Origin of the sequence: Sulfoacidibacillus ferrooxidans (genome assembly GCF_022606465.1) — a bacterium.
Lineage (GTDB): Bacteria > Bacillota > Bacilli > Alicyclobacillales > SLC66 > Sulfoacidibacillus > Sulfoacidibacillus ferrooxidans.
The window spans coordinates 864,611-881,832 of record NZ_JALBUF010000001.1; the positions used below are offsets into that span (position 1 = coordinate 864,611).

Below are 17,222 nucleotides of genomic sequence, written 5' to 3' on the forward strand. Positions count from 1 at the left end.
TTTAAGTGATGCGAGGGCTAATTCCAATTGCTATCGCCACAGCAATAGCAATTGCCACAGAGGTAAAAAGCGCCTCTGCACCGCGCGCGACACCAGACAAAAGATCTCCTGCAAGTAGATCGCGAATCGAATTGGTCACAGCTAGGCCCGGAAGCAATGGCAAAATAGCTCCAATAATGATGGCCCCTTCATCGTGTGCAAAGCCCATAGCACTACTAAAAACAGCAATTAATGCTCCTAACAAAGACGCCAGTAAGACAGAAAAAAATCGCGGAGCATACCGCGTTAACCATCGAGTGGTTTCCTGTGCCAAAAAACCACCCAGTGCCCCCCACAGAAAATCTGTTCCTGTACCGCCTAAGATAACAGTAAAACTGCCACTAGACAATGCAGCTGCAATCATTTGTACCCAGTGGCGGTATACAGAAGGTGCCTGTTCGATGCGCACAAGTTCTGCAAATGCCTGATCGACTGTACAGGCACCACGCTGAAATCGACGGGACAAATCATTTAAGAGTGTCACTTTGTCGAGATTCATACTAGCAGGTCCTATCACGCGGGTTAAGTGTGTAAACGTCCCTTTATCAGTTGTAATCGATATAAATATTCCCGTGGGAGTAACAAAACTTTGTACACTGTCTGGCGGAGCACCTGCACCTCTAGCCATATGTGCCATCGTTTCCTCGACACGGGATGTCTCTCCACCATAACGAAGCAAGAGATGCCCTGTCTGCATACATAATCGGAGTACACGTTCTTCATCCACAGCTGGTCCTCCCATCCGGGATTAATTTCTAGTACACCGACATTATAAATGATATAAGTTATAAAGTGCCAATCCACCATAAGGTACACATGGCCAGTGTAAAGGCCAATACCGACACCAATAGCCCCCAATCCGTTGCATCAAATCGCCTTCGTCTATTCAATCTTCCATCATGAATTGCAACTCTTTCTGTTTTTGTGGGATGTGCAGTGCGCTGTAATAAGGGGGCAAGTGCAATGCGCAAGGAAGCTAAACGTGCAGTTCCACTTAGTGCAGGTTGCAGAGCTATACGCAAGTCATCTTGCTTCCAAGTGGTGTGTAGACGTTGATCTAGAAATGCACTGCGCTCATTAGGACTTTTCTTTTGCAATCGTTCCAACTCTCCCTTCGAAATGGGACAAGCTAACTGCATACCAAGCATGGCGCAAGCAAATGTATCATAAGCTACGTCCGCCTTGCGCGATCCTCGCCCCCACCAAGCGCGATCGTACATCTCTGTGAATTCTCGAACAGCTTGTCCGATAGGTGTAACCCCACCAAAATCAACAAGGCGAGGTTCTGCAGACTGAAGGTCAAAGAGGAGATTACCAGGTTTTATATCACAAAAAACGAAACCCTGTTGATGAAGGGTATCAATGAGGCGAATGATTTTCCATAAGCAGACGGCAACCCATAGATCTCCGCGTTGTAATACAAACTGTTCAACATCTACGCCATCAATCCACTCCATGACGAGTACTGGATAGGTGACTCCATGTACAACAACATCTTCTAATTCAAATAATTCAGGAACGACTCCTGCGTTATTTATTTTTTCAGCAATCTCTCGTAAATGCTCATATTCAAGTGCAATAGCGGTTGCATCAACACCTATTTTAAGCGCAACTCTACTTTGTCTACGCCAAACTAGATAGACCTTTCCATTGGCTCCGGTGCCCAAGTGTTGAATGATGCGATAGGTTTCGCCACTCCACCGTCCATTCAATACGCTGTTTTTTTGTATATCGGGCGGATCCGTTTCCGCCCGCATATTAAACGACATAATGTCTCATGCGTCCTTCCTCATCCTCTGCAGAATTTCGCTTTATACGCGATTGATTTTGTAGAGGAAGATCTTGCATGGCTCGCACTGCGAGTAACAAGGCAGGACCTGTAGGGGTGTTTCCTCCTGCACGCATCGCACCTACAGCGTCAGCTACACTAGATCCTTCAAAACGCAACACTTGAGCGTCTTCACCTGACAAGCCAGGATAGGTTACTACCACTACATGATGTTTGCCGCCTCTAGCTAATAACCCAAATTCCAGATCCCTGATCGCTTCTCGTACAGATGGCATTTTATTTGTCATACTGGCCGAAACATCGACCACAAGAGCAATATGAAGATCCACCTCTTCTGTTCCTGTCTCCACCATCCGAGCGACCTTTGTTCGAACATCTGGAGGTAACGCATCTTGATCATGCCCCATAATCTGCCGCAGTTCCTTATTGACCACCTGCTGTAAAGTAAGTTGCATCGTACGCTGCGTGACCATTTGCATCGTGTGTGATAGATCAGAGGTACGAACAATGCGGCACATTCCGCCCCCTGCTTGTGCGATGTTTTCCGCTTCTCGTCGACCTTGTTCTCCCAGTGCACCATCATCCAAAATGCCAATCACACTGACCGTGATCCCTTGTTCATGTGCCGTCTGCGCCACATAGACTGGATCTGTTCCTATATTTGAACAACCATCTGTAATTAACAATATTTGCCTAAGCATAACATCTGTCCACACTAGCGATCACTCCTCGCAAAACGGGTTAACTGCTAGTGTTCCCCTTTTATGAGGAGTGTATTCCCTATACTTGAACTAATTGCCTTGGCGGCTCAGGTGTTTTTGCTCGCGCACGCCCCTTGCGATTTCGAATGGTGGGTAAATCGGGCAAGTGTATGGTTGCCCACTCTGGTTTGAATGTTTCAATTTTAGCGCAAAGAATCGTCATATCATCCTTAATTAGCCCTCCAGCCGCTCGTACAGATGACTCTAACAGTAAATCTGCAATGATTTGCGGATCATCTGAATCAAACCGTTCTAGTTGTCGAGCAATCCAGTGATCAGGATCCTGTAAATGCGATACAGCCTCTAAAATGCCATCTGACATAAAGACCACCATATCTCCTTCTGAAAGAGGAATCCGCTCTGTCTGAACCTCAATTTGCGACAAAATTCCTATAGGTAAACTATGCCCATGTAATGCACTCACAAACTTCCCTTGCTTAATATAACTTGGTACAGATCCTACTTTAAGAAATTCCGTTTGAGCCGTATAGAGATCGATCACGGCTAAGTCAAGAGTTGCATACATTTCTTGATCAGACCGCAAGAGCAAAGCTGAATTGACCGTTTTGATCGCTAGACTCTCGTCGAACCCAGCCTTTAAAAGCTGCTGCACAATCGTGACAGCGGCACTCGATTCACTATGCGCTCGCTCACCATTGCCCATCCCATCACTAAGTGCTAGTGCATACCGTCCGTTCCCAACATCGACGACATTAAAGAAATCCCCACTTTGCAAAGTTCCATCTTTAGCAGCACTAGCAAATCCTGAGCTCACTTGAAACCGCTTCGCGGATGCTAGTGTAACGACCTGATAAGAACCATCTGGAGATGGCTCTGCCTTCTTCACAGTAATCGTTTCTCCTAGCACTTCAGACAACAACGGTGCAACTAATTTTCCACACTCATTATGGCCTGAAGGATGCATTTCGAGTATTTCAATCTCCACCTTCCCCTCTTCCAATGAAACGATGTCTATGCCCTGTACCTCGAGCCCAAGTTTGGCAAGGGCGGCCATAATCTGAGACTCTTGTTTACGGCTCGCCCCTTCTTCACGTTCGATCTCACTCGCTAAATCACGCATGATGACACCTACACCAGCCAATTGAGATGCGACTAACTTGCGACTTTCTCGCACTTGGCGCAGCAGCGTGTGCTCTCTGGTTGAAGATATCTCTGCGCGTTGTAGCGCAGGTAAAAGTCGTTCTAATTTGATACATCGACTATATAACTCTTTTGGAACATTTTGTAATGTCAATTCCTCATCTACTGTAAGTTGATGCAACGCTGCCTTAAAATCTGCCGCTGTATGCTCCTCCTCTCTTTTCCAGCATCGCTCAAACCGTCGGCAAGATGCACATATTTCACTTTTAGTAAATTCAATTGCATGATCTGTCACATCTTGTGTACGATAAGGGGTTTCCACTGCACTAGAAAAAGAAGCTCCAAGTTCTGAAAATACAGTAGCTACCTCTTCAATTCGTTTGGTCATCATCGACTTAATGCGGCGGACGTGCTCTTGTTGACGCAATGTGTGATTCGTCGTGCCTGGAGTGACCCGCGCTAACGCTTCAAACATGCGTTTAGGTGTGATATAAAAGAGGGCCACGGCAATAGCTGATAAGATCAAACTTTGCTGTGCGCTGGCAGGATGAGAAGAATAGAGAGCTAATATAGCAGAACCAACAAGAAATCCAATTCCAATTAAAAACCGCTTTCCCTCACGCAGCATTCCTGCTAAAACACCTGCGAATCCAAGAATGCCAATTAAAGGGCTCATGGTTAATGCACCAAGAGAGAGGATAACTCCCGTGACAATACCCACTGTCCCCGCTATCCCAGCTCCACCTACAGCTGCAAAAACGACTACTAGGTAGCGCGCAAATACACCTTCAAGGGATATCCCATGAATAGACACGCCTTTTAACCCAGTCATCAATGAGGCGAGTAATATGACCATGCCAATCACTTCATCCGTTTGCCACTGTTTTTGAACCCGAGCAGAACTAAGCAACGGGGGGAGTTGTAAAAACATTAGTGTGAGAAGAAAGGAAAGAATGCCATCTACCACAGCCATTCCGACTGTATACAGTGTCAAATGTGGTGTTGGCAGTACAAACCCGATGCGAAATCCAGCATCCACTGCAAACACCAAAAATGGTATAGCATGAACATCGATGCGATCCACACGTGTGAAAAAGTAAATTAAAAGTCGATAACTCACCAGCATAGCCAGTAATAATAAGGGATTTGCACCTGCCGACATGGCTGAGATGGATCCTAGTAGCAACCCAGTTCCAACCCAAACAGATGTACCCTTGCGAAGATTGAGTGATACAGCATACCCAGCAAGAGCAAACGGTGTTAGCGAATCAAGAATCACCGCTCGTCCCATTAAATAACCGACGACAAGCGCGATGAGCATAAAGCGAATACGCACCAAATGTTGATTCAATCGTTTGGGCTCTGCTTGCGAAAAATCTGTCTGCGGGGGAAGTGTATGAGCCCGAGACTCAGATGTGGCAGATACCAAATGAATAGGCGGACGCATACCATATATGCCCTTGCCCTTTTGTTTGCTTTTCGAATGCATAAAATCGCACCACCCGATCATAGGATAATAGAATAGCTTTATTGTAGATGGACGAGCAAGCGAACTTTGTCAAAGCCTGTATATAAACACAACAAATTTACCGACAAAATCATCGGCAATTCGCGTCAAATAATCAGATTGCCCGACAAATTCACTTATCCATTGCACCTGCTGTCGTTTGAGGTGATACTAAGAATCGACATGTTGTCAATTTACAGAGTAAAGGATCGATTGTATGCGAAAACCATGGGATGCATATTTTATAGAAATGGCTTCACTAGTAGCGACTCGGAGCACGTGTAATCGCAAACAAGTAGGGGCTGTGATTGTACGTGAAAAGCGAACCATCGCCTCTGGGTATAATGGCAGTGTTGCAGGGGATGTTCATTGTATCGATGTAGGTTGTAAAGTCGTGGATGGCCACTGTATTCGCACAGTCCATGCTGAGAGCAACGCTATCTTACAGTGTGCAAAGTTTGGGGTTAGTACGCGCGATGCAGATCTTTACGTCACTCATTTTCCTTGTCTACAGTGCACAAAACAGATTATTCAAGCTGGCATTGCAAAAGTGATTTATGCGGAGGAATATCATATCGATCCATATGCACTTGAACTATTCGCGCAAGCAAACGTTACCCTTGTCTATTTGGGGCAATTGCGCAGCACTAGCGTATAGTAGGGTATCCATGGTTAACGAGGGGATGCTCATCATGCCGAATTGGCTTAAAAACCAACTCCTGCGGGCGTTTCGAGATGGGGATAAACGTTCTGTGCTCATGTTAAACCGCGTGTATTATAAATATCGGCGAACGACGCAGGTAGATGGGTTGGATCAGATCAATTAACTATAAGAGGTTGTTCAAAAAGGCACTATAAAGGAACGCGCCGACCAATGTGTGAGTCGGCGCGTTCCTTTATATCTCGATCATGTAAAATGAAATAAAGTGCTACAGCTCTTTTGCAAGTCCATAAAGTTGGGCCTGTTAGCATGCCGAGGCTACCTTTAAACTAACTTCTTCGACCGCCTCTGCCGCCTCTTTTTGATTCGCTACGTTTGAGCGCTTGCAATCGATCTTCACTATCTTTCATAAATCTCAACATCTTATCTTCAAAAGTTTGCCTTCCAACCGGACGTTCATTATTCCTTGGTCTTTGAGGCCTTTGCGGTCTTTGCGGTACAGGATTATCCGCAGCTTGACGAATGGACAATCCAATCTTGCCATTGTCAACATTGATGACCTTTACAGTAACTGGATCATTAACCTTCAAATGTTCATTAATGTCCCGTACGTATGAATCGGCAATTTCTGAGATGTGAACGAGACCTGTTTCTCCACTTGGCAATAAAATAAATGCACCAAAATGTGTAATGCCCGTCACTTTACCTTCCAATTTGCTGCCCAGTTCAATCGACATAAAAGCGAAAGAGCCCCCTCTTAACATCACATCTATATTACAGATTATAGCGGAGGATTGAAAAATGTGTCAAGGAGAACTCAATTCGCCTCTGGCGGAGTTGTCGTGAACAATATATCCCCATGTTGAATTAAATTGTACTTGCGCTCAGCTAACTGCGCAATGTACTGGTTGGAGTGTAGTGCAGTTACTTCTTGTGCAAGCTGCTGTGACTCTTGTGTGGCAGCACTCACCTGATCAGCAACCTTTGCCTTTGTCATCGCTTCTTGCTCCAATAATGGGCGTTGTACAAACAGATATGTATAGGCGCCCCAAACTACAAATGCAAGTACAATTACATGACGCAGTTTAATGGGGAATTTCCGTTTAGATGGCTTCTCCATGCGTACAACTTTCGTTGCGAGTTCTCGTTCCATGTTACCTGCCCCTATGTCTCGTCTTCGTCATCCCGATCTTCATCGTTTGGTCGACTAGGCTGTAACCAACCTACGATGATTGTCTTATATTGATTCGCCATGCGCATGCCGTTATCCTTCCCTTTTTTCCACCAAGGTAGAACAATTTTTTGAATACCTCGATTTGTGAGCAGTAGCCCATCGCCCGTCTTGATCACAGGCCACACAATGATAGGTTCTACCATCAACAAAACGCCGTCCAACACATGCAAGACATAGACAAACACCTTAAACACGTAGACTAAAGGCATAACAAACACGATAACAAACATCCGATATATAAACCGTATTACCTGATACAATACGCGAACAACAAGGCGGGTACTAGCTACTACGAGTGCATGTGCAGTGTAGTAATACACGAGCCAACCTAGCGAGAGCAAAACAAACACAACAATCCGCACATCTCCATCATTTGCACCTAGCAATAATGTAAATACAAATAGTACCGCAAATCCCCAAAATGATAAGTCAAGCAGCGACGAATATATTCGTAAAAAACGCCATTCTTTTATGCAGGTTCGATACATGTCATACACTGCTCCGAGCGTCGCCCCAGCGACGCTCATCAATATGGCCGTGGCATATTGCGCTTGAAGTTCCATACTCATCCCCGGTTACTTAAATATTTTTCCAAGCAAGCCTTTTGCCTTTTGAGCCGTGCTTGACCCCTCGTCAAAATAGGCAAAGTCAAACATTGTCCCTTCAATGGACACCAACCCATTCTCCAGGCTAAGTGCTTTAATGTGTAAATTTTCCCCGCGAATAGCAAGCATGCCACTCGTCGTTTGTAGTACAAATTCTCTCACATCAAACGATTCAATATTGATGACTCCCGTCACCTCTGCATACTTACGGTTCACGACGAGAACCTGATGTTTTTCTACTTCTCTACGCTGCCGTTCATCTGGCACCTTGTTGCCACCTCCTGTGGTACGTCAGAGCCTGTACGACTTAGATACATCACCATATGGTTTTTCTCGCCAAAATAGAACAAAGACGATCTAGTCATCTAGATCGTCTTCGTCATCGTCATATGCTCCATTGCCCGAGCCTGGTCGTTTTTCATCTTTTACCACAGTATACAGTTCAAGCACATTTTCTTTACGGATCTGCTCTACTATTTTATCGATCGAAACGGTTAGAATGCGTTGGCCAAAGCGTATCATGAGTTGATCTCCCACGTTCACCTCAGTACCCGCCTTAGCCGTTCTCCCATTGACTTCAACTCGACCACTATCACATATTTCTTTAGCTAAGGTACGGCGTTTAATAAGCCGTGATACCTTAAGGAACTTATCTACTCGCATTTACTTAGTCACGTCTTTGAGTTTATTCCCGGGTTTAAATGCAGGCACTAGTGATTCTGGAATGGAGATTACTTCTCCTGTTTGTGGATTGCGCCCACTACGCGCTGCGCGCTTACGCGTTTCAAAAGTACCAAAACCAATTAATTGCACTTTATCTCCCTCTGCTAAAGCTTCTGAGATCGATTCAAGCATGGCATTGATCGCTACTTCAATGTCCTTTTTCTTTAATTGTGTTTTATCTGTTACCTTGTTAATCAAGTCCACTTTATTCATAAAACCGTATGCCCCTTTCAAAGGCGGTATTTTCATTGGTCACTATTCGTGAAGTAATAAGAGAACTCCTGCTACAATGTCTCCCTTTCTTTCGCATTTTGCCAAAATTCCTCGAGAATATCAAGGGTAGAATCGGAAAACGACCAATTTTTCTCCGCTAACTGATGTTCGACCTCCTGAAATCTCGTCCTAAATTTCTTGTTTGCCGCCTGTAATGCCACTTCTGGATCGATGGAAAGATGCCTTGCGACATTAATGACCGAGAATAACAGATCACCAATCTCTTCTTTCTGTTGTACTACAGATGCGGCTTCAATCACCTCATCTAATTCCTCGCGTAATTTACATAAAGCTCCCTGTATATCAGGCCAATCAAACCCAACTTCAGCTGCTTTTTGTTGTAATTTGACACTCTCGCGAAGCGGCGGTTGTGCATATTTAACTTGATCCAAAATCGATACCAATTGTTTAGATTGATCATCGCTTTTTTCTAAACTCTTCATGTATTCCCAGTTCTCAATAGCCGTTCCAACATCTTTTGCCTCATCTTGCCCGAATACATGTGGATGTCGAAAAATGAGTTTTGTAGACACAGCCCGTATGATATCGCGCATTGTAAAATACCCTTCTTCAGTGCCGATCTGACCGTGCAAAGCAACTTGCAGCAGTAGATCTCCTAACTCTTTCATCACACCATCCATATCGCCTTTTTGAATCGAATCAACCACTTCATACGCTTCTTCTAACACATACGGGATCAATGATTCATGAGTTTGCTCCATATCCCATGGACAACCTTCAGGGGAGCGCAGATGTGCGACTATCTCAAGCAGAGCAGAAAACTCGCCTAGCTCCTCCAGATGTTCGACTACAGGTGGGACATATACGGTGGTCAAATGATCTATACTTGCAACACGATCGAGTTGATAGAGTGGCAACTGCACGACTTCTTCATCTTCTAGCCCCACCGCACGAACGACCGTAACTACATATTCATCCCCATATACTTCTGATAATGCAATCTTTACATCTGCTGCCTTTTCGCGATTATACATTTGCACAATCATCGTATGCATACGCGGATTGAGATGCGCAGAATCCGTATCACTTGCATCAATGAAGACAAGCCCCTCGATTGGATCTATGCCAAGTCTCAGCAACACATCATCTAGAAAACTATGCCCTTGTCCAAATACAACTTGATGTCCATGCTCGCTCGCCTGTTGTACTAACAGACTCACTGTCCGCTCCGCAATGGCCGGATGACCTGGAACTGCATACATCAATTGACCTACACTATCCACTTGATGTAACAGATGCTCCACAATCGACTCATATACTTTTGCAAATGTCTCTGCTTGTTCATAAAAATAATCTAACGCCTCATAGGGAATTCCTTGCTCATCAAGAAACGACACCACTGGGTGCCGCGCTGTTCGTAAATATACAGGCATACCTGACTTCAACCGCTGTAACGTCCCATAAGGTAGTCCTTCTACCGATCCAGGACCAAGCCCCACAATAGTGATAACACCCACACGAATCCCCCATATCACGCAATCATGCCCATGCGACGAAAGAACCGCACTAAAGGTACTCCAACCTTTGGCATTGCACTTAGCTCTGTTGCCGTTACTGAACCTGCAACAACTAACATGAATACATAGACGACAATGCCCACACTCACTCCGACAGCAGTCACCAAAAATGCGTCTATGCGAGGGTCAACTGACAAGCCAAGATGATCCCATTGACGATAGACAGCAAAAGTAAATGCGCCCATAACAAAAGTCGCAAATGCTGGTTTCCATAACATCTTAGTCATCGAAATCGAAGGACCCACAAGCCTCCTAAGACTCATGAAATTCATCGCTGCAGCTACAGTATAACTGACCGTAGTCGCGATTGCCGCCCCATCAATACCGAAATGCGGAACTAATAGAAAGTTTAACGCAACTTTTAGTATCGTGCCAACTAGTAAACTACGTAACGGAATATAAACAGCACCCAATCCTTGCAAACTAGCAGCAAGTGCTATTTGTACACTACTAAAAAATGTAGCCGCACCAAGAATCTCAATACTATGATAACCTGCAGAATTTTGAAATAATGCAATATCAATTGGTTTGCCGAGGATGAATAGTCCAACTGCAGCGGGGAGTGAGAATAGTATGGCTACACGCATGCCAAGAAGAATGCGCGTTGACGTGTCTTGCTCTTGCCGTAAAGCGTTCGCCTGCGAGACAGATGGCATAAGCGCAGTACCAATAGAGCCGGCTAATGCAGCAGGTAACATCATCAGTTTAAAAGCCCGTCCCGCAAGCAACCCAAAATCACGCGTCGCAGCAAGTTGGGATAACCCCTCTTGCTTCAAGAGATTCGTAACGGTCAACGCATCCACATTACTTGTAAGAGGAATGACAAGTGCACCTAAGCTTACCGGTATCGCATAGTACAGTAAACGCTTTAATATCTGCACAGTACTTAGTGGCACATGAACTTTTGTGACTTGTTTTGTTTGAAATCGCTTAGAGCCGCCGTCCTCCGCTTTTTTGCGATAACGCCAGAAATAATAGGCCATCACGAGAAATCCAGCAATTCCACCACTTACAGCACCAAAAGCAGCTGCAGCCGCCGCAAATGCATCGCCAAACCCAAAGTGTAAAACTACATACGCACCGATGAGGATTGTAGCTACACGTACAAACTGCTCGACCACCTGCGATACGGCAGTTGGATTCATCATCTGCCATCCTTGAAAGTAGCCGCGCATCGTGCTCATAGCAGGAACCACAAATAATGCTGGGGCAATCGCCTGAATCGCGTAAATGGCCTTAGGATCACCTGAAATCCGTGCAAAGAAGCCTGCAGATAGGTACAAGCTCACTGCGCAAAGAAATCCTACTACGGACAATAAAGCAAAGGAAACGTGGTAAATTTTTTTCGCTGATGCTACATCGCCAAGCGCAGTATACTCACTCACGTATTTTGATACTGCAACGGGAAACCCTGCAGTTGATATGACAAGCAATGTAGCATAGATGGGATAAGCCATCTGGTATAACCCCATGCCACTATCGCCAATCACGTTTTGCAACAACACGGTATATACCGATCCCAGCATTTTCGATATCATGGCAGCAATTGCTAATACCAACGCACCGCGCAGGAATGTTTTACTTGAGGTAGAAGACACGTCAAAATCCGCTCCTGTCCAAGAACTGATATATGACGAGTATACTGGGACAGGGTCTGAGTTATACGAGTTTTAGATAAACAAAGAAGGAGCATTACATTCATGCTCCTAAGTAATAAGTCCTAATGCCACTTACCGACGATCCAATTTATTGATCCATTTGCTTAGAAAGGAACCCAGCTGCTGTTTCCGCCAATTTTTGCTCGATTTCACCCATTTTAGTTACTTCATCGCGAGCTACTAATGCAACACTTCCGATAGGATCTCCATTAAAAATAATGGGGACAATCACATGCGACCCTACATGTTCCCATTTATCCCTTACAATTTGTACGTCTCCCGACGTGATCGACATGATCATCTTGCGATCTTCCATCACTTTTTCTAAATCAGGACCAACAGGCTTCTCTAAGTATTCTTTCTTAGAAGGTCCGGCTGTCGCTATAATCGTATCGCGATCTGAGATAATCGCAATATGTCCTAATGTTTCATTGAGCGACTCCGCATACTCCTTAGCAAATTCACCAAGTTCTCCAATTGGTGAATACTTTTTCAAAATGACCTCCCCGTCACGATCCACAAAAATCTCAAGTGGATCCCCTTCACGGATGCGCAATGTTCGACGAATCTCTTTAGGAATGACAACCCGCCCTAAGTCATCAATCCTTCTTACGATACCAGTAGCTTTCAAATGGACACGCCTCACTTTCTGTTAAGACGGTTGCTTCTTACGCCTGACCTTATCTTGTCCGATTCCGCGGAAATTTACCAAATTACACGCCGTTATATAATGGAAAAAAGGACCCCTGAAGATTCATCCCCAGAAGTCCCATTCTCCATACAATATACCAACTTTACAAGGTAACTTTGATATTCGCCTTGTTTTGCATATCTGACAAAAGGGGAGGTAACACCTTTTGTTCTTGTTGCGTAGTCAATTGTTGTGCAATAGCCGATTGCACTTGGCTAAAGGGCTCTGTTTTACGAGAAATAACCTCCATGACATGGTATCCATAACGAGATTTAAACGGACTCCCAATCTCGCCAATCGGCTGGGTCATAGCGTGATGTGCAAACGAAGGAACCCAATTGGCGGGACTTTGATTCTGATACAATCCACCGTCATTTTTTGATCCTGTATCGATCGAATACTCTTTAGCGAGTTTGTCCCAATTGCCGCCATTACGCAACTCTTGGTAAATTTTTTGAGCAAGCGGTAATGTCTTCACAAGAATGTGACGCAAGGTCACAGTCGTAAACTGTTCAATATTTTGTTTGTAATATTGCTGCTGATCGGTAAGAGGAACTGTTTTAACAAGCGTGCCTGCATACTTGTCCAATAATAGCCCCGCCTTAATAAATTCAGCCAAATCGGCATCAGTTAAGTTGAGTTGCTGCATCTTAGCATCAAAGGATGTAGAAGAACCACTATATTGTGACTGAATCCAATACTGTTTAGCTGCCAATACTTGTTGTGATACTTCATTTTGAGGGACCGTAATACCCGCCTGCTGCTCCTTTTGAGCAAGCAACTTAAAATACAATACATACTGCTGAATAATTTGCGTCTTGACGGTCTTTGTAATGGTCAGTTTAGGATTCGTTAATTCCTCAATCTTGATCTGCTTGTCCATCTGGGAAGCTGTTACAGTCCCCCCATTGTATGTTGCTACAACTGTGGAGCCACTTGGATTACTCGTTGAGTTGGTCGCTGATTGCGTTCCGCACCCAGCGAGCGTAGCAACAAAAGCCACAGATGTAAGTGCAAGCATTGCTCGTTTAATACCTGATTTATTATTACTGGACATTTTGCAATTCCTCCTGTTTATCCATCAATTTGCCTAAGTGCTCTAAAATTCGCAGAACCATCTGCAATACATCCTGTTCACCTATGCCGCGACCTTCGACCATTAAGAGATATAATCCGTTATTTGACTTCATTCCCATTCGCTTAGGGAATAACTTAATCAACTCAAGGACAGATTCCCCTGTAATCCCTTTTTTAGAGTCAGGACGTATGGAGATATGAATGTCTGTGCCCTTTTTTACTACGGATGCTAAATCATATTGAATGGCATATGCACGAATTTTTGCTACAGAAAGTAAATTTTCCACTTGCTCTGGCATAGTACCAAAACGATCTTCTATTTCATCGCGAAGATCTGCTACTTCGTCAAGCGTACGACAAGCAATCATTTTCTTATACAACTCTACTTTCTGCGAAGGTTCAGCAACATACGTCTCTGGCAAAAAGGCATCTACCGTGATCTCAACGATCGGATCAGCCTTCTCCTCCACTACTTCACCGCGCAACTCGCGCACTGCCTCTGCGAGCATCTCTGTGTACATATCGAAACCCACTGCCCCAATATGGCCGTGTTGCTCTGCTCCAAGAATATTACCTGCACCACGGATAGCCAAATCTCGCATAGCAATTTTAAATCCACTTCCTAGTTCAGTGAACTCTTTGATTGCTTGCAACCGTTTTTCTGCCACCTCAGATAGTACCTTATCTGGTTGGTAAGTGAAGTACGCATATGCAATTCGATTAGATCGTCCCACGCGTCCGCGCAACTGATACAATTGAGATAATCCCATACGATTTGCATGAAAAACGATCAACGTGTTGACATTTGGAATATCCAAGCCAGTTTCAATAATGGTCGTCGACACAAGAACGTCTGTTTCACCCTGTAAAAAGTCCAACATGGCGCGTTCTAGCTCATCCTCAGCCATTTGCCCATGACCAATCCCAACTCGTGCTTCTGGCACAAGTCGTGCAACTCGATCTGCGATCGACTGAATATTATTTACCTGATTGTACAATACGTACACTTGACCGCCCCGACCAATTTCTCGCTCGATCGCTTCACGAAGTAAAGCATCGTTATATTCTACCACATAGGTCTGAACAGGAAAACGATTCTCTGGTGGCGTTTCAATGACAGATAAATCTCTAACGCCAACCATTGACATATGCAGCGTCCTTGGAATCGGTGTTGCAGTCAACGTCAAACAATCGACATTAGCTCGCAATTGCTTTAATTTTTCTTTGTGCGTTACACCAAAACGTTGCTCCTCATCAACGATAAGAAGTCCTAGATCTTTAAATTTTATATTTTTTTGCAATAAGCGATGAGTGCCAATGACGATATCGACAATACCTTTTTCGATCCCTTCAAGTACCTTTGTCGTTTCACCCTTTGTGCGAAACCGACTGAGAACTTCAATCGTGACAGGAAACCCCGCAAAACGTTCCCGGAATGTCTCATAATGCTGTTGTGCCAAGATGGTTGTAGGAACGAGCACAGCCACCTGTTTTCCATCAAATACAGCCTTTGACGCCGCGCGAATAGCTACTTCTGTTTTGCCGTATCCGACATCACCACAAAGCAATCGATCCATTGGCCTTGATTTTTCCATATCTTTTTTGATGTCCTCGATAGCTCGTAACTGATCAGGAGTCTCCTCGTAAGCAAACATCGACTCAAAATCTCTTTGCCACTCTGTGTCTGATTTGAATGCATAGCCTGGCGCTGATTCCCTCTTTGCGTACAACTTGATTAAATCTTGAGCAATATCTCGAACCGTTTTTTGTACCTTGCTTTTTGTGCGCGTCCAGTCTGAGCCACCTAAGTGATGAACACGCGGCTCTTTTTCTTCACTTCCTAAATATTTTTGAATGAGGTGAATTTGATCAATAGGCACGTACAATTTGTCATTTCCAGCGTAACGCAAATTGAGATAATCCCGATGTACTCCGCCAATTTCCAGTGTTTCAATCCCCATGTACTCAGCTATTCCGTGACTGGAGTGAACAACGAAGTCTCCGATATTTAGGTCTTGATAACTTTTAATGCGCGTTGCTTCAGAAGCATCTGAACGCACCTTACGAGCTCGTCTGCGGTTTACAAAAATCTCATTTTCTGTAATGATTACAAGACGTGCTGCAGGCAATTCAAAACCGCTGGATATTCCCCCGATCATAAGCGTCGGACATTCTGCCCTCGAATCAAAGTGAGTTCTTCGCTCAACATCGATTGAAAAATCCTCTAAAACGTGTAATAGCCGTTCTGCACGCTCCTCATTGCCCGCTAAAAAGACTACATGTTGATGTGTTTTTTGGAAACGCCCTAGCTCTGTTTTTAATAGGGGCAACTGCCCATGAAATAAAGGCATCGAGCGCACCGTAAAGTTGACCATAGAAGCACCAGATGCACCAGGAATCTGCCTAGGGAGCAAGGTGACAAACACCTGTCGCTGTGAACTTCCATGAAACAGCGAATCAACGTAAATCTCATCAATCAATCCAGGTAACATCTCGCCATGTTCCAGCGCTGCAGTAGTCCACTCCATTTCTTCTCGCGAAATGCGCTCCATCGTCTCTCGCAAACGTGATGGTTCATCGTAAATCATGACTGCGTCCTGTGAAATATAGTCCTGAAATGCATAATGTTCGTGATAAAACCGATTCGCATAACGTATAAGTCCTGGAAAGTGAATTCCTTCTCGCATGCGTGCGATGTCATGCCCTACATGCTTTTGTACATTTTCCGCAACATCAGCCGCATCGAGTTTCGACACATAGGTATTCATTTCCGCTTCCATGCGATCTGCAACGGCAGTCATCTGTGACAAACTGGCAATCAATTCACGAACAGGCCAAATTGTCACTTCTTTAATTTGATCACTTGAGCGTTGCGTTTCTGCGTCAAAGTATCGAATAGAATCAATTTCATCATCAAACCACTCAAGTCGCGTCGCTTGGCCAAACAGCGGATACACATCGACAATGCCGCCACGAACGCTAAATTGGCCACGTGTCTCCACCATATCCGCTCTTTCATATCCAAGGGATACTAATGTGTGTAAAATATGTTGTAGTGCTACCTGTTGCCCGAGAACAACATGCAACAAATGCTCATGGAGTGCAGACTTTGGGAGTGTTGCTTGCCGCAGTGCCCGAATCGTAGTCACAACTACTTTTGCAGTCCCCATATGGAGTGCAGCCAATGTTTCCATACGTAAAGCTGCAAGTTCTGGACTATATGCGACAAAATCGCTATGAGACAATTCACGTTCAGGAAATAAGTAAATCGGCCAATCTCCTAGCCATTCTCCCACTTCCGCCACAATGGTTTCAGCCACTTGCATCGAATGTGTCACAATGACAATTTGACCTTCCGTTAGTGCAAGCGATGCGTACAATAAATGTCTAGCAGAAGAGTCAAGACCTACAACCACTTGTTGTGCACCTTTTTTAACAAGTCCTTTACGCAGCATCATCACATCGTCAATTTCAGAAAAATAGTGGACAATTTCTTGCAAATGATATCACCCCGGTTACACAAACTACAAAAATGAGACGCACAAAGAGGCCTTTGCATCAAGCA

17 protein-coding genes are annotated in these 17,222 nt (G+C 44.5%); 2 read left to right on the forward strand and 15 right to left on the reverse strand.

All coding sequences use genetic code 11. From position 1 onward, the window contains the following. Window position 1 precedes the first annotated feature (1 nt). From MM817_RS04265 to spoIIE, 4 genes are all read right to left on the reverse strand, one after another. Complete coding sequence (locus MM817_RS04265) at window positions 2-766, reverse strand: threonine/serine exporter family protein (protein WP_241712175.1); 765 nt, start codon at window positions 764-766, stop codon at window positions 2-4. Window positions 767-824: 58 nt separating this feature from the next. Then, complete coding sequence (locus MM817_RS04270) at window positions 825-1,808, reverse strand: protein kinase domain-containing protein (protein WP_241712176.1); 984 nt, start codon at window positions 1,806-1,808, stop codon at window positions 825-827. Next, window positions 1,798-2,544, reverse strand: a complete 747-nt coding sequence (locus tag MM817_RS04275) for a vWA domain-containing protein (protein ID WP_241712177.1) — start codon at window positions 2,542-2,544, stop codon at window positions 1,798-1,800. Before MM817_RS04275 ends, MM817_RS04270 begins: the two co-directional genes overlap by 11 nt. 64 nt (window positions 2,545-2,608) lie before the next feature. After that, window positions 2,609-5,179, reverse strand: a complete 2,571-nt coding sequence (spoIIE, locus tag MM817_RS04280; protein ID WP_241712178.1) for a stage II sporulation protein E — start codon at window positions 5,177-5,179, stop codon at window positions 2,609-2,611. A 235-nt stretch (window positions 5,180-5,414) separates the two neighbouring features. Between spoIIE and MM817_RS04285 the strand changes: the two genes are divergently transcribed. After that, a complete protein-coding gene (locus tag MM817_RS04285; protein ID WP_241712179.1) occupies window positions 5,415-5,855 on the forward strand; it encodes a ComE operon protein 2 in 441 nt (146 codons plus the stop codon). A gap of 34 nt (window positions 5,856-5,889) precedes the next feature. Further along, window positions 5,890-6,024, forward strand: coding sequence for a cortex morphogenetic protein CmpA (cmpA, locus tag MM817_RS04290; RefSeq protein ID WP_241712180.1), 135 nt, complete (start codon window positions 5,890-5,892; stop codon window positions 6,022-6,024). 163 nt (window positions 6,025-6,187) lie between these two features. Here cmpA and MM817_RS04295 read toward each other — a convergent pair whose 3' ends face one another. The 11 genes from MM817_RS04295 to mfd all read right to left on the reverse strand — a co-directional run bounded on the left by MM817_RS04295 (window position 6,188) and on the right by mfd (window position 17,157). After that, a complete protein-coding gene (locus tag MM817_RS04295; protein WP_241712181.1) occupies window positions 6,188-6,595 on the reverse strand; it encodes a S1 domain-containing RNA-binding protein in 408 nt (135 codons plus the stop codon). Window positions 6,596-6,675: 80 nt separating this feature from the next. Continuing rightward, on the reverse strand, window positions 6,676-7,011 hold the full coding sequence (locus MM817_RS04300; protein WP_241712182.1) for an FtsB family cell division protein: 336 nt from the start codon (window positions 7,009-7,011) through the stop codon (window positions 6,676-6,678). 11 nt (window positions 7,012-7,022) lie between these two features. Next, the gene (gene yabQ, locus MM817_RS04305) at window positions 7,023-7,655 is read right to left on the reverse strand and encodes a spore cortex biosynthesis protein YabQ (protein ID WP_241712183.1); all 633 of its coding nucleotides are present in this window, start codon (window positions 7,653-7,655) and stop codon (window positions 7,023-7,025) included. A 12-nt stretch (window positions 7,656-7,667) separates the two neighbouring features. After that, window positions 7,668-7,964, reverse strand: coding sequence for a sporulation protein YabP (gene yabP / locus MM817_RS04310; RefSeq protein WP_241712184.1), 297 nt, complete (start codon window positions 7,962-7,964; stop codon window positions 7,668-7,670). A 90-nt stretch (window positions 7,965-8,054) separates the two neighbouring features. Continuing rightward, a complete protein-coding gene (locus MM817_RS04315; RefSeq protein ID WP_241712185.1) occupies window positions 8,055-8,360 on the reverse strand; it encodes an RNA-binding S4 domain-containing protein in 306 nt (101 codons plus the stop codon). Beyond that, a complete protein-coding gene (locus MM817_RS04320) occupies window positions 8,361-8,633 on the reverse strand; it encodes an HU family DNA-binding protein (RefSeq protein ID WP_241712186.1) in 273 nt (90 codons plus the stop codon). Window positions 8,634-8,704: 71 nt separating this feature from the next. Beyond that, window positions 8,705-10,171: a bifunctional methyltransferase/pyrophosphohydrolase YabN gene (gene yabN / locus MM817_RS17215; RefSeq protein WP_241712187.1), complete on the reverse strand. Its 1,467-nt coding sequence runs from the start codon at window positions 10,169-10,171 to the stop codon at window positions 8,705-8,707. 14 nt (window positions 10,172-10,185) lie between these two features. Next, entirely contained in the window at window positions 10,186-11,829 is a 1,644-nt protein-coding gene (locus tag MM817_RS04330; protein WP_241712188.1) for a putative polysaccharide biosynthesis protein, read from the reverse strand. Between the two features lie 148 nt (window positions 11,830-11,977). Then, entirely contained in the window at window positions 11,978-12,520 is a 543-nt protein-coding gene (gene spoVT / locus MM817_RS04335) for a stage V sporulation protein T (protein ID WP_241712189.1), read from the reverse strand. A 163-nt stretch (window positions 12,521-12,683) separates the two neighbouring features. Then, window positions 12,684-13,637, reverse strand: a complete 954-nt coding sequence (locus MM817_RS04340) for a peptidylprolyl isomerase (RefSeq protein ID WP_241712190.1) — start codon at window positions 13,635-13,637, stop codon at window positions 12,684-12,686. Then, entirely contained in the window at window positions 13,627-17,157 is a 3,531-nt protein-coding gene (gene mfd / locus MM817_RS04345) for a transcription-repair coupling factor (protein ID WP_241712191.1), read from the reverse strand. Before mfd ends, MM817_RS04340 begins: the two co-directional genes overlap by 11 nt. Window positions 17,158-17,222: the final 65 nt, after the last annotated feature.